At 54.9% G+C, this 18,143-nt stretch carries 15 protein-coding genes and 1 tRNA gene; 9 read left to right on the top strand and 7 right to left on the bottom strand.

The window, feature by feature from the left end:
- Positions 1-57: 57 nt before the first annotated feature.
- Both DI579_RS06160 and DI579_RS06155 read right to left on the bottom strand, forming a co-directional pair.
- Entirely contained in the window at positions 58-876 is an 819-nt protein-coding gene (locus DI579_RS06160; protein ID WP_303678936.1) for an ABC transporter permease, read from the bottom strand.
- Positions 873-1,736: an ABC transporter ATP-binding protein gene (locus DI579_RS06155; protein ID WP_290598864.1), complete on the bottom strand. Its 864-nt coding sequence runs from the start codon at positions 1,734-1,736 to the stop codon at positions 873-875. Before DI579_RS06155 ends, DI579_RS06160 begins: the two co-directional genes overlap by 4 nt.
- 288 nt (positions 1,737-2,024) lie before the next feature.
- Between DI579_RS06155 and DI579_RS06150 the strand changes: the two genes are divergently transcribed.
- Positions 2,025-2,441 carry a TadE family type IV pilus minor pilin gene (locus DI579_RS06150; RefSeq protein WP_303678935.1) on the top strand — a complete coding sequence of 139 codons (417 nt, stop codon included), beginning with the start codon at positions 2,025-2,027 and terminating at the stop codon, positions 2,439-2,441.
- Between the two features lie 83 nt (positions 2,442-2,524).
- Positions 2,525-2,908: an Rv3654c family TadE-like protein gene (locus DI579_RS06145; RefSeq protein ID WP_290598866.1), complete on the top strand. Its 384-nt coding sequence runs from the start codon at positions 2,525-2,527 to the stop codon at positions 2,906-2,908.
- Here the strand turns inward: DI579_RS06145 and DI579_RS06140 are convergent.
- The 3 genes from DI579_RS06140 to DI579_RS06130 all read right to left on the bottom strand — a co-directional run bounded on the left by DI579_RS06140 (position 2,905) and on the right by DI579_RS06130 (position 7,189).
- Positions 2,905-5,421 carry a DEAD/DEAH box helicase gene (locus DI579_RS06140; RefSeq protein WP_303678934.1) on the bottom strand — a complete coding sequence of 839 codons (2,517 nt, stop codon included), beginning with the start codon at positions 5,419-5,421 and terminating at the stop codon, positions 2,905-2,907. The genes DI579_RS06145 and DI579_RS06140 overlap by 4 nt on opposite strands.
- A gap of 43 nt (positions 5,422-5,464) precedes the next feature.
- Positions 5,465-5,776: a rhodanese-like domain-containing protein gene (locus DI579_RS06135; RefSeq protein WP_290598867.1), complete on the bottom strand. Its 312-nt coding sequence runs from the start codon at positions 5,774-5,776 to the stop codon at positions 5,465-5,467.
- Between the two features lie 129 nt (positions 5,777-5,905).
- Positions 5,906-7,189, bottom strand: a complete 1,284-nt coding sequence (locus DI579_RS06130; RefSeq protein WP_303678933.1) for a dicarboxylate/amino acid:cation symporter — start codon at positions 7,187-7,189, stop codon at positions 5,906-5,908.
- 41 nt (positions 7,190-7,230) lie between these two features.
- Between DI579_RS06130 and DI579_RS06125 the strand changes: the two genes are divergently transcribed.
- The 5 genes from DI579_RS06125 to DI579_RS06105 all read left to right on the top strand — a co-directional run bounded on the left by DI579_RS06125 (position 7,231) and on the right by DI579_RS06105 (position 13,903).
- Positions 7,231-7,845: a hypothetical protein gene (locus tag DI579_RS06125; RefSeq protein WP_290598868.1), complete on the top strand. Its 615-nt coding sequence runs from the start codon at positions 7,231-7,233 to the stop codon at positions 7,843-7,845.
- A 203-nt stretch (positions 7,846-8,048) separates the two neighbouring features.
- Positions 8,049-10,859 (top strand): type I DNA topoisomerase, encoded by a 2,811-nt coding sequence (topA, locus tag DI579_RS06120; protein ID WP_303678932.1) that lies wholly within the window; start codon positions 8,049-8,051, stop codon positions 10,857-10,859.
- A gap of 129 nt (positions 10,860-10,988) precedes the next feature.
- Positions 10,989-12,389, top strand: a complete 1,401-nt coding sequence (locus DI579_RS06115) for a dicarboxylate/amino acid:cation symporter (RefSeq protein ID WP_303678931.1) — start codon at positions 10,989-10,991, stop codon at positions 12,387-12,389.
- 62 nt (positions 12,390-12,451) lie between these two features.
- Positions 12,452-13,756: a DNA polymerase III subunit delta' gene (locus DI579_RS06110; protein ID WP_303678930.1), complete on the top strand. Its 1,305-nt coding sequence runs from the start codon at positions 12,452-12,454 to the stop codon at positions 13,754-13,756.
- Positions 13,757-13,827: 71 nt separating this feature from the next.
- A tRNA-Thr gene (locus DI579_RS06105) sits at positions 13,828-13,903 on the top strand.
- Here the strand turns inward: DI579_RS06105 and DI579_RS06100 are convergent.
- Entirely contained in the window at positions 13,891-15,066 is a 1,176-nt protein-coding gene (locus DI579_RS06100) for a serpin family protein (RefSeq protein ID WP_303678929.1), read from the bottom strand. The two genes, DI579_RS06105 and DI579_RS06100, sit on opposite strands and share 13 nt — an antisense overlap.
- Before the next feature lie 69 nt (positions 15,067-15,135).
- On the opposite strand from DI579_RS06100, the gene DI579_RS06095 reads away from it, so the two are divergent.
- Both DI579_RS06095 and DI579_RS06090 read left to right on the top strand, forming a co-directional pair.
- On the top strand, positions 15,136-16,047 hold the full coding sequence (locus DI579_RS06095; protein WP_290598873.1) for a Dyp-type peroxidase: 912 nt from the start codon (positions 15,136-15,138) through the stop codon (positions 16,045-16,047).
- Between the two features lie 68 nt (positions 16,048-16,115).
- A complete protein-coding gene (locus DI579_RS06090) occupies positions 16,116-16,382 on the top strand; it encodes a GlsB/YeaQ/YmgE family stress response membrane protein (protein ID WP_290598875.1) in 267 nt (88 codons plus the stop codon).
- A gap of 181 nt (positions 16,383-16,563) precedes the next feature.
- On the opposite strand, the gene DI579_RS06085 is transcribed toward DI579_RS06090, so the two are convergent.
- The gene (locus DI579_RS06085) at positions 16,564-17,658 is read right to left on the bottom strand and encodes a triacylglycerol lipase (protein ID WP_303678928.1); all 1,095 of its coding nucleotides are present in this window, start codon (positions 17,656-17,658) and stop codon (positions 16,564-16,566) included.
- Between the last annotated feature and the right edge of the window lie 485 nt (positions 17,659-18,143).

Below are 18,143 nucleotides of genomic sequence, written 5' to 3'. Positions count from 1 at the left end.
TTTCCTTTTCGGGTGTGAGATAAGTTGTTGTTAAAAGGTGTTGCTGTGAAGGCACCATTAAGAAAACTTGCTATTTTCGTCGTGTTTGATGGCTGCCACTGCCCCGAGGATCGCCACCACAACCCATATACAGAGCGACGCTATCCACCATCCATTGGCTTGAGTACTGTCCAGAATTGAGTGACAGAGTTCAATAGCAGCAGTTGAGGGAAGAATCTTCGCAATGTAGTCCAATACTTGCGGAAGATCGGTAAGTTCCCGTGCCTCGCTAAGAAGTAGGAAGATAAAAGAAACTCCTAGAGAAACAGCCAGAGATGTCCGCGAGGAGAGTGTAAAACCGAAGCACACCCCAATAGCGGTGGTGCACAATCCAAACACGCAGAAAACAAGCAGTAGCAACCCTATTTGGGACCCTGAGAAGTGTGCTGCGCTTGCTGCTGCACCCACACCAATCCCAATGAGTGCACTGAGTATGGCAAGGAGGAAGGGCGCCCCGCTCCATGCCACTAGCCGTGTTCCTACACCCGTTGGCAACGTGCGTAGGTAGTAGTAATAGTCGCTACCTCGTACATGGTTAATTCCGTTAGCCGGTAAGTTAATACCCACCATCAGCACACCTGTTAAAGCCAGGAGGGCGACGGCCGGGGACGAAATATCTGCAGAGTTACGGACGGAAGCCCCACCGATAACAAAAAGAAACACCATCATGAGCAGTGGATATGCCATGTTGAGCAAAACTGCTGCGGGTTCTTTGAGCCAGGCCACTATCTCATTTTTTAACCATAGATTGGTTACTGAAAAAGCTGATGGGAAGTCACGTTTATCCACGGCGAAGAGGTTTTTTTGTTCGCAGCGCTGTTCGCAGTTGGTAGTCATCGCTGTTCCTTCTCACTACTTAGGGTGATGAAAGCTTGCTCCAATGAGGGGTGCGAAATCTCAATCTGTGTGAATGGCCACCCATCTTTCGCAAGAGAGGTAAGTGCAGCTTTTATATCCGTTGTCCGCAAAAGAGTATCAGTACTATTTGCGGAAAGAATATCAAAAGCGCTGCCCTCCCCAGATAGGGCTCCTTCCGGAACATCGCTGATCTTTATAATTGAGGCTTGTGCAGAGCCGAGAAGCGCTTTTGTTTCCGAGTCCGCAATGAGATTCCCCTTGTGGAGGACAATCACGCGATCACAAAGTTGTTCAATTTCTTCGATATAGTGACTCGACACTAGTAGGGCACGATTTTCGCCAGTGATCGTTTTGATTGATTCCCAGATAGCTGATCTGGTCATGGTGTCGAGCCCGGTAGTGGGCTCATCCAAAATAGTGAGTGGCGCATCGGCGAGAAAAGCTGATGCTACGGACACTAAACGCTGCTGCCCACCAGAAAGATTGCCGATAGTTTTGGAAGCATGATCCGTCAAGCGGAACTTTTCCATAATCTCGTCTACCAAGGAACGAGTCCCGAAATGGAAGGCGACAAAGTTGAGGAAGTTCCGTACCTTCATACGTGGATCAACACCCGTTCCCTGGGGTGTTACACCGATATAGCGACGTGTCTCGGGTAGACGCGGATTACGGTTGAGAAGTGTGACAGTTCCAGAAGTGGGTTTGTTAAGACCACTGATAAGTGAGAAGAGAGTCGATTTTCCAGCCCCATTTTCACCGAGAACACCAACCAGTTCACCGGGGAAAACATCAAAACTGACATTCTTTAAAGCTTGGACGTCTCCGAAGCTTTTAGACAAAGAACAAGCAGACAGTATTGCCGTTCTGGGGGGGAGCACTTCTTTTGCTATCCACTAATTTGTGCTTTCTATGACCAACATGGAGTTATGTATCCAGATTTCCGAGTTAAGACTACTTCCTCGTTTATCCTCTGCACAAGCATGAATTGAAGCATATATAGTGCTAAAACGCTTCTGTTATGTGTGCATAGATGCTTGGTTATCCACGTTTGTGAGGAATGTGGATAATCGGGGGTTGACGCTGTTCCGACGTCGCTGCGGCTACCACCGTGCAGGACACTAGTGGGTATGGATACGCTGCTGCAACGACTTTCCCCACGCCGCAACCGCCCCGCACAAGCAACTGTGCAATACGACCCACCACACTCGCCCATGCCGCCAACAGTAGATGATGCTGGCATGGTGACGGTGGAAGCAGCACTAGCTTATATCTCCCTCATGGTTGTTCTAGTGGGGTGTTTAGCTGGCTTCGGGGCAGGAATTACCCAACTGCGTCTTACTGACGCTGCACACACCGTGGCACGCAGTGTTTCACGTGGTGAAACACCGCCGGGAGCAGAGGAACTTCATCTCCCCAGCGAAGCCCATATTCACATCACCACAACCACGTCACTAGCGCAGGTACAAGTAGAAGCCCCCGCCACCGTTCTCCCCCTCACCTTGCATGCGCAAGCAAGTATGCCACTGGAAAGAATCGCCGAATGACACTCCGTACTAGAAGTTGTACTAGAAGTCGCACCAGGGGAATACCCAGGACAGCGCCGGAGGCAATACCGACATCCCGCATAGTGTCCCTGCAGACGGATGAGCGCGGCGCGGCAACAGTATGGGCAGCATACGCATGCGTTGCCGTCATCACCCTACTAGGGGTTATATTGCTACTCGTTACCGCAGTACAGACCCGCCACCACGTATCTTTCTGGGCAGATGGTGCCGCATTAGCCGGCGCCGCCCACGTCCGCGAAGGAGAAAATACAGCCTGCGCTGCCGCCGCCACCTACCTGGCCCACCACGATGACACATCAACACTGCAAAACTGCACTCTTATTACCCACCCGGACACCCACATGCCGGCTCTAAAAGTAGTGGTCACACGCCCCTTTCACACTTTCCGTCCCCTAGCACATTTCACCGTGGAGGGAAGAGCCTGCGCCGGGCCCATGCCAGGCTAACGCACGCTAGGCGTCGGGTTGAGAGCCTGATCCGGAGCCGCGTCGGGCATATCCCCTAGAACACTCGACAATGCGCCAAGAAGCGCCACAGCACCGGACTTTGATAAAGGACGATTTCCATTACCGCACTTAGGAGACTGAATACAGCTAGGGCAGCCATCCTCGCAAGAGCACGCAACAATAGCGTCCCGGGTAGTCCGCAGCCACGTGGTCATCTCCCTATACCCACGCTGCGCATAGCCCGCCCCGCTCTGGTAGCCGTCATACACAAACACTGTTGCCTCCCCCGTATCCTCATGAAGCGGCGTTGACAGACCCCCAATATCCGCACGATCACACCCCACCAGGAGGGGCAACATTCCAATGGCGGCATGCTCCGCCGCATGCAGTGCACCCGGCACATCCTGCTCCGCAATACCGAAGTGGTGGAAGAATAGTGGATCCACATGGTAGTAGACAGCCTGCGTGTATAGTTCCGTGGGCGGCATGTCCACATCCACCACATCAATAACTTCCCCCGTCTCTGCTTTCCGCTCATACTCTTTCACCTGGCGGACCACTGTAACGTCAGCTAAGCCAATAGTGACAGAGCTTGCTCCCGAACCGAAGTGGCGTTCCTCCCGAATCCGCTCCACATGTATCTGGGTATTCGCGCGGGAATAGGTTGTCCACGGTGGGACATCGCTTGTGACACAGGCAATACCATTCTCTAAATCGAGTTCGGTAACAAGGTAACTATCGCCCTGGTGCAAGTAGATAGCGCCAGGGTGAAGCTGCGCGAATGCACGTGCAGCATCAGCAGTGCCAAGAAGCTGCCCGTCATCTATACAAACAATGGAAAACTCGTCAGCGGACCCACCCCGCAAGGAAACATTCTGCCAGGACGAATCATAGTAGCCCGCCGGATACCACGCACCCGTAGCCGCAGACACTTTGCGGTGACGCACCATGCCATGGTCCTGCATTTCCCCAAGCAGTTCCTCCACATCCACCCCATCACGGGCTGACCACGCTACCACTTCATCATCACGCAACGGCATTTCCGCAGCAGCACACCACAATTGTGGGACGAGAAGATTAGGGTTTGCCGGGTTTGTAACAGTAGCCTCCACCGGCTTATCAAGTAGTGTCTCCGGGTGGTGGAGGAGGTAACTATCTAGCGGATCCGACCGACCAATAAGAATAACTAGTGACCCTTGATTGCGGCGTCCCGCCCGGCCGGACTGCTGCCAAAAACTAGCAACCGTGCCGGGGAAACCCGCAATAATCACCGCGTCAACGCCAGCAATATCAACACCTAGCTCAAGAGCATTAGTGGTGGCGGCAGCAAGCAGGGTGCCATCGTTTAAATCCTGCTCCAGTTGGCGGCGGTCCTCCGCTAAGTATCCAGCCCGGTAGGCGCCAATGTGCTGCGCTAGGTCAGTGGCGCGGTCGAGGGGTAGCTCTCCTTGCTCACCGCAGCGTATAAGAGCATGTTGGGCAGCCAATGCGGTATCTTCGGCGCCGCGTCGGCTTCGCACAAACGCTAGCGTGCGGGCACCCTCCGTCACCAAATCTGCCATAAGTGTGGCGGCTTCTTTTGTGGCTGCTCGACGTACCGGCGCCCCGTTTTCTCCCTCCAAGCGGGGAATAATGGGCGGTTCCCATAGAACAATGGTGCGTTCCCCTTGTGGTGACCCATCTTCTGTAACAGCAGTGACGGGCATACCAATGAGAGTGCTGGCGGCCTCCTCCGGGTGGGAGGTGGTGGCGGACGCCAAAATGATGGTGGGTGTGGCCCCGTAGTGTGCGGCAAGCCGCAGCAGCCGACGTACTTCAATAGCAACATTGCTGCCGAAAACACCCCGGTAGGCGTGGCATTCATCAATAACTACATAGGTGAGATTGCGGAGGAGACGCAGCCAACTTTTATGCTTCCCCAAGATGGAGAGGTGCAGCATGTCTGGGTTGGTGAGAATGAAGCGACTGTGGTCGCGGATCCAGGTGCGTGTTTCGGTGGGGGTGTCGCCATCGTATTGGGCGGGGGAGGAGTCGCGAAGCCGCTGGCTGACTGTGGGGTCAGTGGCCATGTGTGCGGCACCGTCCAGGAATTCTGTAAAAGCACGCAGTTGGTCCGCCCCCAGTGCTTTCGTGGGGGAGAGGTAGAGGGCTGTGGCGTTGGGGTCCGCGGCTAGCTGGGTGATGATGGGAAGGTGGTAGCCCAGGGTTTTGCCGGAGGCCGTGCCGGTGGCAACAACAACATGGTTCCCCTCCCAGGCAAGGTTAGCGGTAGCAACCTGGTGTGTATAGAGTTCCGCAATACCCTGCTCGTTAAGCCAGTCTTTCGCCGCGGGCAGTATCCACGTGGGCCAGGGTGCATAGTGAGGGTCGCGGCCGGGAAGATCCCGCACGTGGGTGATAGGACTGTGCTTGTTGAGACTGTGCTTATTGGGATCGTGGGTGGGGTTAGTGTCGCGTAGGAGGTAGGAGAGCAAACTCCGCCCATACGTGTGGGGTGTTTGCTCAAATGTCATAGTGGTTACAACAGTACCGAATGGCTACTTAGGACTTTACATATTAACTGACGGGAATGTTCGCCAGCGCGGCGTTAGTGTAGGGCTCGTTAATCCAATGAATATCGAGGTCACTCCGGTTGTCACGGAGGTAGTCGCAGGCTTTTCCGGCGCGCCCACCCATGCGGCAATGCACCCACACTTCACCGGCCGGAATGTCTTTGGTACGGCTGGGAATGTCCCCGAGGGGAATGTTAGTGGCGGCCAGGAGATGGCTTTCATCCCATTCGTCCGGCTCGCGCACATCAAGGATAAGTGGTGGCGTGGTGCCATTATTGAGACGCTCCTGAAGATCTCGGAAGGTGTTTACCGTCACTGGCATTATTGTCCTCTTTCCGCCATTTCTTGTGTTGTCTTGTGTTGTGTTGTTAGCGCTTGTGTGTCTGTTGACGGCGTCTACTGCGTGGTGTTTTCTTCACGTGGGGTGCGTCGTCGGACACGGATTCTAGGCCAGCGGCATCAATATCGGAGTTGCACTGTTCACGCTATTTGTACTCGCTGTGGCTGTGGTGGCTAACTGCTTACGGCTCATGCCCTCCAGGATCGTGGCTAGGGCGCCGTCACCGGTTACGTTCGTAGCAGTGCCGAAGGAGTCTTGGGCAAGGTAGAGGGCAATCATGAGGGCGATCATGGTGGGGTTGAACCCCAACATGGACTGTAACGCGCCCAACGCCGTCATAACAGCACCACCGGGAACGCCAGGGGCAGCCACCATCATGACACCTAGGACCAGGATCAGCGGAAGCATGGAGCTGAAACTGGGAGTGTGGCCATGCGTCATTGTCACGACCGCGGCGGAACAACCGGTAATAGTAATCATGGACCCCGCCAGGTGAATATTGGCATTCAGAGGAATAGCGAAGTCAGCAATGCGGGGGTGCACGCCGGCTTCCTTCGCAGACCGAAGAGTAACAGGAATAGTGGCAGCGGAGGACTGCGTCCCTAGGGCCGTCACATAAGCGGGCATCATGCGCCCAAGCAGGGTGAAGGGGTTTTCTTTACGAACTAGCCCAGCGATGGCATAAACAATTAGCAGGAAGACCCAGTGCAGGATCAGGACCATTACAAACACTTTGCCGAACACGCGGAGAATATGCTGCACCTGGCCGGCGTACGTCATGTTGGCAAAAACAGACAGGATATAGATGGGCAGCAGGGGAATGATGACGTAGCTGAGGAATTTCTCAATAATGGACCGGAAGTCCTCCGCCAGGTCATACATGCGGGTGGAGGAGAGTCCTGCCATTCCCAGCCCCAAAAGGAACGCAAAAATGAGGGCCGTGGTAACAGACATCATCGGCGGCAACGTAAACGGCAACGTTTCCACCCCGTTGGCGTCCACCGTCACCCCATAAGGTTTAACAAGTGAGGCAGAAGGATCCGAGATAGCGGTGGCGGTAGCGCCTTTCAGAATATGCGGGTAGAGGGCAAGTGCCGACAGTAATGCCATAATGCCGGCAAGAACGGTAGAGGTGTAGGCTATAGCAACTGCTTTACCGAGAAGTTTTCCTGCACCACGGCCAATGGACCCAATACCGGGGGCAATAAACCCCAGAATGATCAGTGGGATAGCGAACCCCAGTAGTTCGCTGAACACCATGCCGAAGGTGGCAAAGACACGGACGGGAACATCAGTGCCGCCCTGGCGGCTTGCCCATCCCACTAGGATTCCTAGAAGGATTGCAATGATGATCCATGCCAGTAGTGGGATCTTCCGGATTAGTCGCATGGTAAAACCCTACCCTAGGAGTGGAAGGTATCCTGTAGAACGTGAAACAGCTGACTTTCTTCGATACGGGTCTTGTCCCCGTCACCCCCGCTGACCTGGGAGCGATGCTTGTTGCCCAGGGACAATGCCAGCTGCTTTTTGGAAATTCGGATACGACACGCGGACGGCGTCGGAAACCAGTTCCGCAGTCGGCGCGTCTTTCTGTGCTGCTGCATAGTGAGTGGCGAGCGCGTCAACTCTGCGAACTAGCGAGCATGGTAGACGTCACGGTTTCCCAGGAAACCCCTGATGACAATAGCTGGCTGGTGCGTATGGAGGGGCCAGCACTTCTTCCCGTGGCGCAGGAGTGGACAAAAGGTGCGGTTAAAACTGTTCCCGCACAGTGGAGGCTCTCGGATAGAGCATTGCAAGTGTGGGCACTTGTGGCGGGTGTACTAGATGAATCCGGCATGTGTTTTGGCCTAGATGCGCATATCGCCCAGCATGAAGAACTGCGGAAACGAGCGGCGGAGGCGTTGCAGAAACTGGGTGCGGCATCGAGCTATGTGGGCCCGCGGGCTGGAGGGCCAGCGTTGCGGGTAGTGGGGCAGCGGCGTCTTGCCAACGTTATGACTATTGTGGGGGAGCCCCCAGAAGACGGCTCCTGGGACGCCTAAAGTACATCCAGTGGGGGCCTAGCAAGGCGCATGACAGATGCCTAGAAATATGTTTGTGGGTTTTAGATGCCAAAAGGTTGCACTTTTTTCTGCCCTTATATATAAGGTGTAGTTTCAAAGCCTTTATTTTTGGCCTATGCTAGCGAAGCATAGGGGCGAGTGGACATAACAGCTCACTCCATTTGAGGAAAGGTCGCAGTTTAGTGGCAGCACAGGCAGCAGGTAAGTACCATCTGGTGATTGTCGAATCGGCAACAAAAGCCGACAAGATTCAGAATTATCTAGGTGATGGCTACATTGTGACCGCATCCATTGGCCACATTCGCGATCTCCCCTCCGGCGCCGCCGACGTTCCCGCCAAATACAAGAAAGAAAAATGGGCACACACCGGCGTTAATGTTGACGATGATTTCACCCCCCTCTACGTGGTGAATCCCGACCGCAAAGCTAAAGTGCGCGAGTTGAAAGAACTGCTGAAAGACGCCGACGAACTGATTCTCGCCACAGACCCCGACCGTGAGGGTGAAGCCATCGCCTGGCACCTACTGGAAGTTTTAAAACCTAAGGTGCCCGTTAAACGCATGGTGTTCCATGAGATCACCCCCGAAGCCATTAATGATGCCATCACCAACACCCGCGACCTGGACCTCGATCTGGTGGAGGCACAGGAGGCACGACGCATCGTTGACCGCCTCTACGGCTATGAGGTTTCTCCTGTTCTCTGGCGCAAAGTAATGCCGCGTCTTTCCGCCGGCCGCGTTCAGTCCGTCGCCACCCGCATGATTGTGGAACGCGAACGGGAACGCATGGCTTTCGTCTCCGCCGGCTACTGGGACCTTACCGCCCAACTATCCGCCCCCGACCGGGCAAGCGACACTCATGCGGTAACCACCTTCCCCGCCAAACTGGTGGAAGTGAATGGTCAGCGCATTGCACAAGGCCGCGATTTTGACGATAAAGGCCAGCTGAAATCCGGCAAGGCCACCCAGAATGTCATGGTGCTTGATGAGGCCGGTGCCCACAGTCTGGCAGAAGCCTTGCAGGGCTTGCAGGGTGGTGCAGGCCAGGGCCTAGCCGTCACCAGCGTGGAAGAAAAACCCTACACGCGCCGCCCCTACGCGCCCTTCATGACGTCCACGCTGCAGCAGGACGCTGCTAATAAACTGCACTTCTCGTCTGACCGCACTATGCGTATTGCCCAAAAACTCTACGAAAACGGGTACATCACCTACATGCGTACGGACTCCACCACCCTGTCCACCGCCGGCATTAATGCTGCCCGGCAGCAGGTGCGTGAATTCTTCGGCGAGGAATACCTCTACCCGAGTGTGCGTCAATACAACCGCAAGGTGAAGAATGCGCAGGAGGCACACGAAGCTATCCGCCCCGCCGGCGACCACTTCGCCTCCCCGGACTCGCTGAAAACTGTTCTCGGCCCCGAAGAATTTAAGCTCTACCAGCTTATTTGGCAGCGTACTCTAGCGTCACAGATGGCTGATGTTAAAGGCACCACCATGACAGTGCGGTTGGAAGGCACTGCCCCCACCGCTCCCGCTACTCCTGTTGCCCTTACCGCCTCCGGACGCACCATTACTTTCCCCGGTTTCCTCAAAGTGTATGGTGCCGGGTTTAGTAATGAACGCGGCGACGACCGTGGGAATGATGCAGAGTCCGGGAAGAACGTACACCTGCCGCAGCTGGCGGAAGGGGACACGGCGGCCGTCACCTCCGCCACCCCAGAAGGCCACATCACCAACCCGCCAGCCCGCTACACGGAGGCAAGCCTAGTGAAGGCAATGGAGGAGCTCGGCATCGGCCGCCCCTCCACCTACGCCAGCATTATCCGCACCATCAACGACCGCGGCTACGTGGTAAAACGCGGTTCCGCACTGGTACCCAGCTGGGTCGCTTTCGCCGTTGTCGGCCTGATGGAACGCGGTTTTGAACGCCTTGTGGACTACAACTACACCTCCGATATGGAAGATGAACTGGACGCCATTGCGGAAGGTAAAGAAAACCGTAGTCGCTGGCTAAGCGCCTTCTACTTCGGTGCCGATGATGCCGCCCTGCAAAAATCCGTGCCAGGCAAAGGCGGACTGAAAGGCCTTATTGAGCAGAATCTGGAATCCCTAGACGCCCGCGAAATTAACTCCCTACACCTCTTCGACGACGAGAATGGTGTTCCCGTCTATGTGCGTGTCGGCCGCTACGGCCCCTACCTGGAGCGGACCATAAAATCCGACACAGCCGCCCCAGTTGTGGAACGCGCAAACATTCCCGACGCCGTCACTCCCGACGAGCTAACGCGGGAGAAAGCGGAAGAACTTTTCGCCGTCCCCTCCGAGGGACGAAAACTGGACCGCCACCCGGAAACCGGCTACGAAATCCTTGTGAAAGATGGTCGCTACGGCCCCTACGTGCAGGAAGTATTGCCGGAGGAGGACCCCGGTAAACCAAAAACTGCTTCGCTTTTTAAATCCATGGATGCGAAAACTGTCACTCTGGATGAAGCAGTGCGCCTACTGAGCCTGCCGCGTCTCCTGGGAACTGATGACGACGGCGAAGAAATTGTTGCCCTCAACGGCCGCTACGGTCCCTACATTAAGAAGGGCAAGGAATCCCGCAGCCTGGAAAAAGAAGAGGATCTTTTCACCGTCACCCTCGACGAGGCGAAGAAGCTACTGGCTGCTCCGAAGACGCGACGCGGCCAGAAAGCAACGGGGCCACTGCGTACCCTCGGTGAGGACCCGGCCACAGGTAAACCCATTGAGGTGAAAACTGGCCGCTTTGGCCCCTACGTAACGGACGGGGAAGTGAATGCGTCCCTGCGGAAGGCCGACAGTGTGGAAACTATGACGGCTGAGCGTGCCAGTGAACTCTTGTCCGATAGGCGGGCGCGTATCGCGGCCGGTGGTGGCAGGAAGAAGACCACCAAGAAGAGCACGGCGAAGAAGACTACAACAAAGAAAGCTGCCAGTACAAAAGCTGCTAGCGCGAAAGCCACCACCGCATAGTGTTCTGCTTCACTTGTGTGACAAGATATATCGCCACAATAGAAGCGTGACGAAAATAACGCATAGCGTGACAAGCATATTGCTTCACGCTATAGGAGAGAATTTTCCCCTCCGCGGTAATGTTTTTCCGTGCGTATAATTCGTAAGATTCCGCTACTGGTATGGATCCTTGTTGCCATTCTGTTAGGCATCCTCGTAGGGTGGGCAAGCCACCGTGGTAACACCGACATACCAGTACGTATTTTCGCCACTTTTGGCATGCTGTTTAACCAGCTCTTAGGCTTCGCCATTCCGCTCATTATCCTGGGATTCATCGCCCCTGGTATTGGCTCCATTGGCCGTGGCGCAGGGAAAATGCTTGGCAAAGCCGTCGCCATCGCCTACGTGTCCACAATTCTGGCCGGCTTTATGGCACTTATTGTGGCGTCCCTCCTGTACCCGCATATCCTCAATGGGTCCACAGCGGCAGCCGTCACCAATCCTTCCGCCTCGCTCGTTAAACCCTATGGCGTTACCGTGGACGCAAACGGAACGGAAAATCTACCGTTTACACTTCCACCCATCATGTCCGTTACCACCGCCCTCATTTTCGCGTTCCTCCTGGGGCTTGGTATGACGGGGCTGTCCTCCACCCGCATGTATGACCTGGCGGAGGACTTCCGGTCCATTGTTGAGAAATTCCTCAGCTACGTCATCATTCCGCTACTCCCTATCTACATTCTCTCCGTGTTCGCCAACATGACGTATGCCGGGGAAGTACAGCACATTCTCCGCGTGTTCGGCAAAGTGTTTGTGATGGTTCTGGTCCTGCACTGGGTTTTCCTCCTCCTGCTCTACGGTGTTGCTGGACTAGTGCGCAAACGGAATCCCTTTACCTTCCTGAAACGCATGATGCCCGCCTATGTAACAGCCCTGGGCACGCAATCTTCCGCCGCCACTATTCCCGTTACCCTCCGGTCGGCTAAAGAAGCCGGCGTGCATTCCCGCATTGCTGACTTCGCTATTCCTCTAAATGCCAATATTCACCTGGCCGGTTCCATGATTACTATTACGAGCTGTTCGGCAGCCGTCTCCACCATGGTGCAAGGCCACGTTCCCCGATTCAGTTCCATGATTCCGCTGATCCTGGTTCTGGGTGTGATGATGGTGGCTGCCCCCGGTGTTCCCGGCGGCGCCGTCATGACCGCGGTAGGTGCACTGCAGTCCATGCTGGGCTTTAGTCCCACTATGATCGCTCTTATTATTGCCCTGCATTTAGCGCAGGACTCCTTCGGTACCGCCACGAACGTGACCGGTGATGGTGCTCTCGCCGCAATTCTGGAAGGTATGAGCAGTAAACAGTTGGACATGCCTACCACGGCGGAAAATATGGCGAATGCGCAAGCCACCGCCGATGCTACCGGGCTTGCACACTCTGACGCCGCCGCTGCAGGTATTGAGACTGCAGAGACTGCGCCACAACCTTGCCGTGTACGACGAAATAAGCAACGGAGAAATAAACAGCAGGAGGATGAAAAGCCGCAGCACTAGCGGATAGTATGGCAAGTACAGCAAGTATGCACTTGCACAAGAAGACGTTGAGGTAGTGTCGCGTGAGTGTTTTTGATCGCCTGGCAGGCCAGGAAGATGTTGTCACGCAACTACGCGCTGCTGCCCGCGCCGCCCGCGCAATGATAGTAGCGGCCGACGGTACCAGCACAACCGGTGGTACTGTCGCACCGGCTCAACAATCTGAGTCCACATCTGTGGGCGCGCCTACGTCCACGCTAACGTCTGCTGGTAAGACGGGTAAAGCCAGTGCGGAGATGACGCACGCGTGGCTTTTTACTGGCCCGCCCGGCTCGGGGCGTTCCGTGGCGGCACGGTGTTTCGCGGCGGCACTCCAATGCGATAACGCAGACGAACCCGGCTGCGGAACATGCGATTCTTGCCGTGCGGTAATGGAGGACCGTCACCCCGATGTCACGGTAGTGCGCCCCGAAGGTCTCACCATTTCGGTAAAAGAAATCCGCGGCATTGTGACGCGTGCCAGTACGTTCCCCGCCACCGGACACTGGCAGATCGTCATTATCGAGGACGCGGATCGGCTCACGGAGCAGGCCGGGAATGCGCTTTTAAAAGCGGTGGAGGAGCCTCCCTCACATACGGTTTTTATTCTCTGTGCCCCCTCCGATGATCCGCAGGACATCATGTTGACACTCCGGTCCCGCACCCGGCACGTCTATATTCGCATGCCCAGTACAGATGCCATAGCAGAGTTACTAGAGCGGGAGGGAGCCAGTCCGGAGCAGGCCCGCTGGGCGGCGGCAGTATCGGGCGCCCATATTGGGCGGGCGCGGGCTCTTCTCCGCTCGGAGGAGGCGCGTAACCGCCGGCACCGTATCCTAGAGTTGGGACAGGCAACAATGCGGCCCGGCCACGGATACGATCTGGCTGTACGCATGGTACAGGACGCGCGGGCCGCTGCCGTGGCCGCTAATAAGGACATATCAGAGCAAGAAACTGAGGAACTACGCACAGCGCTTGGGGCAGGAGGAACCGGAAAGAGTGCGGCTGGTGCTTTACGCGGCTCCGCAGGTGCGCTGAAAGATTTAGCGGATGCGCAGAAACGTCGCGAAACCCGCATGATGCGGGATTCCATAGATTTGTCGCTAACCGATTTGGCAACCTTCTACCGCGATGCATTAATGCAGGCCACAGGTGCATCAGTAGAGGTGGTACACGTGGATGCGCAGCGGGCGACGGCTGCTATGGCTCGTGCGTTTTCGCCAGAGGCGCTACTACGCTGCATTGATGTTGTGATGGCGACACGTGCAGAAATTAGCCAGAATGTGAAGCCAGAAGTGGCCGTGGGTGGTATGGTAGCCCGCATTAGCCTGGCTTTAGTCGCACGGTAAAATTGACGGCATTATTTTTCTTTAACTGCTATCCTCCGCTAAAGTTAACGTGCACTCCTTCGTGAGTGCGTGCCGCTTTAGCTCAGTCGGTAGAGCGATTCACTCGTAATGAATAGGTCAGGAGTTCGATTCTCCTAAGCGGCTCCATTATCTGGCTCGTTATTATCTGGCTTGTGAATAGCCCCCATATACACTGGCACGTCCGTTGTCTCGTCCCGAATAACAAGAAGGAACGGGTGGTCGCACGTCAACGGCGGGTGGGGTGTGCGCGCCCCAATGCGGGCAGACGTGAATGACATCATTTCCACAGCTGCAGCAGCCTGCGTACCGTGCTCGTCAACATCAAGTATTACCTGCTGAACATAATCGTCGATGCCTTTTACCTGCGGCGACATTGCGCTAAAGTCAGCGTTCTCAAAAAGACTCGCCAACCCCATACAACCAAGAGAAGACCGAAGACTATCCGAAGAACTCGTATGAATCCGGGGAAGTTTCACCGTAAGCGGTAAACGTGAGGACTCCTTCACCGCCTGAAGAGCACCAATAATAATTCCCGGGGTTGCCTTCAGTGGACTGGCACCCTCCGGGGGAACAATAATATCGCAGCTCACGCCCCCCACGTAGGGAAGTGTTGTGGCACGCCAGCCCTCATATTCCCCATAGAGAAGATTATGGGTAAGGGACATCATGCGGCAGCGACTACGCTCCCCACTCATCAGGAAGAAATCAGTATCCTCCGTGTTGTTGACGGGGAAGGGCTCCTCCCAGGACGCAGTGAGTGCCATAACACTTTGCAACACAATAACAGTGTCGGCAGTAACCGTTATACCAGACGTGGGAATAAGTCCTTTTGTGTTGCGGTACACCCAATTATCAAGATTATGGCGGGCCTTTTCCGTATCAGCAAAGTTAACATGATGCATCGTGCCACCCAGCGTTGCCATCGTGGCCGCAAAACCTCGCTGAAGAGGAAGCCCCCGCTGGGAAACCGCCCGCGTGGCGGTAGAAACACCATCAGAAATAGCAGCAATAGTGTCAGAAATTTCCCGTAGATTAGCCTTATGGGACACACACAATACATCTAGTATGTCGTCCAGAGTATGCCCGGCGGCACCCGCCGCAGCGGTAACCAACGCCATGTTGAGACACACAGGAGACGTAAGAAAATTACGGCTTTCCGCCACTCGGTCGGCTATAGAGCCAGGCTGCTTCGCCATGGACTGCACGGCGGTAAGGCCTAACTGGTACGCCTTCGGGGCAAGCGCACTACGCAACGGACCATTACACGTGGGAAAAGCGTTTTGATTCACCCTTATACCCTACGTCTTTGCCAGCCTAATACCAGGAATGAGCGTAGTGCGATGGGTAGAATGTAAGCCATGAACGCACAGTCTGGACTATTTGCCTTCGGGGCAACAGAACATCTCTTTCTTACCTTTGACCTTACCGCCGGAGCTAACGTGCAAGAAGCACTACAAACTCTCGCCGTAGCCGGCAACCCCGCCACCACCGATATGGTGAATGTGGTGGTGGGCGTCCGCCCCAGTCTCTGGGCAGAAATAGCAGATGCAGAGGACATCCCAGCAAACGTGCACGACTTTTCTGAGGCAAAAGGCGAAGACGGTTTCACCATGCCCGCCGAGCAACACGATTTCTGGATCTGGATCAGTGCCGCAGGAATGGACGCATGCTGGGACTGGGCCCGGGAAATCATTATCAACTTCGGAAATAATGTTCGCATGACCTCCGAGCATCGCGGCTGGGGCTACCACGGAAACCTGGACCTTACCGGTTTCGTTGACGGCACCGAAAACCCCGGCCGTCTAGAAGCCCCGCAGCATGTGGCTGTACCAGATGGACAGCCAGGCGCCGGATCCTCCATCCTCCTCTTCCAACCCTTCGAGCACACAAAATTCAACTGGTACGAAACCAGCGTGCCGGAACAAGAACAAGCAATCGGCCGCACCAAACTGGACAACATTGAATTCGATGACGACGTAAAACCCGTCTCCGCTCACGTTGCCCGCACCAACATTGACACCGACGAACGCGAAATAAAAGTATGGCGCCGCAACGTCGCCTACGGAGACATGCACCACCACGGCACCCTCTTCGTTGGCTTCACCAACGAGCAGTGGAAACTAGAAGACATGATCGACCGCATGACAGGCTCCGACGGTGTCCACGACACCATCATGAACTTTATGCACGTCACCGGTTCCGCCTGGTTCGTCATCCCCAGCGTGGAAGCCATGCTGAAATTCCTCCCCGAGGATGACGACGAGGACTAAAGAGGATTAAACATCACCGCTCTGGTGTTGACCGTAATAACTGTAGAAACTCACGGAAGGAATAGCTCATGCATCTCGCCTTTGGATTCCTAGGCTGGATTATTTTTGGTGGACTTGCAGGCTGGCTTGCCTCAAAGGTCATGAAGACCGATGAGCAGATGGGCGTATGGGCCAACATTGGCGCCGGCGTAGCAGGCGGTTTAATCGGCGGAGCTATTCTCGGCTTCGCCCTTGGCAAAGACAGCGCCGGATTCTTCTGGAGTTTCGTCACCGCTTTCCTGGGTGCCTGCCTCATCATTTGGATTGTCAAGGCCATCAAGACCCACAAGAATTAGCCATCACCACAAACACACGCCGATACAAACACGTAAATAAGTGCCAATACGGATACATATCGGCACACAAATAAAGTTATGCCCCCGCTCAATTGGTAGCGGGGGCATAACTTTTCTGCAGCTCTTATGCATTATCAGTATGTATACGCATTACAGATGCAATTGTGGGGGATAACTAGGTTTAGCGAGCCCACTGAGTGCCAGCACACGTTATCTGCGCATCCTGCAGAGCACGAAGAATAAGAACCTGCACGGACTTATTCGTGGTGAGCTTATTGTGGCTGAGCGTCTCACCAGGCTTACACACATCCTCAACCGTCACATTATGAACAACCGCACCCGGAAGAGCCTTCAAGAAGGTTGCATCGTAAGGGGTAGACGTCATGTCATGCTTCGTAGCAATTGCCGTGTAGCGCACGCCGGGCATGGAATCCGGAAGCGAATTAATGTAACGCACCATCGGAGAACCCACTAGCTGCTGGATAGCGGCACTTGAAAGAATAGCGGAAAGATCCCTGGCCAAAGTGGGGAACTGCCACACGGGGAAAGCGGAAAGACCCATCATAGTGGTGCCGTGGTTAGTACCGGCAAGGGTGATGGAATGCTTAGTGCGAAGGTTTCCGCGGAAATCATGCATCCACAGGTGGAAGACTAGACCAGCCTGTGAATGGCCAATGAGGTCAACTTTTTTAGCGCCAGTAAGCTTTAGAACCTTATTGACGTAGTTATTCAGCTCAATGGCAGAAGAATAAATATTGTTGGTGGCGAACTTGCCGGCCTTAGCGTTGTGATAGATGGCGGAACGCGCATCAAAACCATAGTTCATGGCGAAGATGCAGTAGCCCTGCTGCTGCAGGAAAGGAGCAAGATCCTCCCACTTCTGCGCATTGGCCCACGTACCATGAACAAGAACAACCGGGTACGGGTGCTGCTTGGTCAGTTTACAACCCGGGGTACGAATTTCCGGGACAGTGCTGTAAACACTGGGATCCGGGATCTCAGTATTTTGCGGATCGGCATAGGGCCAGGGCTGACCTGTGGTAACGCCAGCCGCTTTGCGGGCCTGCGCAAGTGAGGTGTCAGGACCGTAGCTGGCCTTGTGGACAGGAACATTGGGGGCGGTCCGGAGGAAACCTTCACCTGCAGCTGGTAGTTCAGCTGGCAGGTTAGTTGGTAGGTCTGTAAGCGGAGTCGCCTGGGCAACAGTAACAGTGCCGGTAAGAACAGCGCAGCTAGCAAAGAAACCAGCCGCAGTACGAATAATCTTGCTGTGCATGAGGTAATCCTCGGGACGTGACCCCGTCGGGTCTGGACAGATTAATAAACGTATATGAGTAATAGTTGACAAATACTGTGAATCGGTCAAGCGCTATTACCACCAGTGGCAATTATATGGCGCAGAGAACAAACACTATAGGCCTTTTTCAACATGGTCTTTCTAAGAAATACCCTGGTGGCAAGGAACATTCTGCTGGTCGTAAACAGATTCTGACAGCCTTGAGGAAATAGTCTGCAAGTCCCAAAAGGATGGCCTGCCATTACTGAAGAAATAATCGACCATCAGCGAAAGAAAAATTCTGCAGTTCGCACAGAAAAATAGGAACTTTCATAGGCTTCTGTGGTGCGAAGCAAGGAGAAGTAGGACCTCCATGGGAGAAAGGAGTGTGGTTTACTGTGCGCGGTCATTATTTTGGTGACGAAGATCGAGAAGAAGATTAGTGGTGTGATGAAGCCTGTATCTGCAGGAAAAAGACTGGTAAC

The organism is Lawsonella clevelandensis (assembly GCF_003241315.1).
Taxonomy (GTDB): Bacteria; Actinomycetota; Actinomycetes; order Mycobacteriales; family Mycobacteriaceae; genus Lawsonella; species Lawsonella clevelandensis_A.
This window is presented reverse-complemented; position numbering and strand designations above follow the sequence as displayed.

Coding starts and splice junctions, on each gene's coding strand:
- DI579_RS06160 (WP_303678936.1), bottom strand. CDS start 876: ATGACTACCAACTGCGAACAGCGCTGCGAACAAAAAAACCTCTTCGCC.
- DI579_RS06150 (WP_303678935.1), top strand. CDS start 2,025: ATGGATACGCTGCTGCAACGACTTTCCCCACGCCGCAACCGCCCCGCA.
- DI579_RS06140 (WP_303678934.1), bottom strand. CDS start 5,421: ATGACATTTGAGCAAACACCCCACACGTATGGGCGGAGTTTGCTCTCC.
- DI579_RS06130 (WP_303678933.1), bottom strand. CDS start 7,189: ATGCGACTAATCCGGAAGATCCCACTACTGGCATGGATCATCATTGCA.
- DI579_RS06095 (WP_290598873.1), top strand. CDS start 15,136: ATGAACGCACAGTCTGGACTATTTGCCTTCGGGGCAACAGAACATCTC.
- DI579_RS06090 (WP_290598875.1), top strand. CDS start 16,116: ATGCATCTCGCCTTTGGATTCCTAGGCTGGATTATTTTTGGTGGACTT.
- DI579_RS06085 (WP_303678928.1), bottom strand. CDS start 17,658: ATGCACAGCAAGATTATTCGTACTGCGGCTGGTTTCTTTGCTAGCTGC.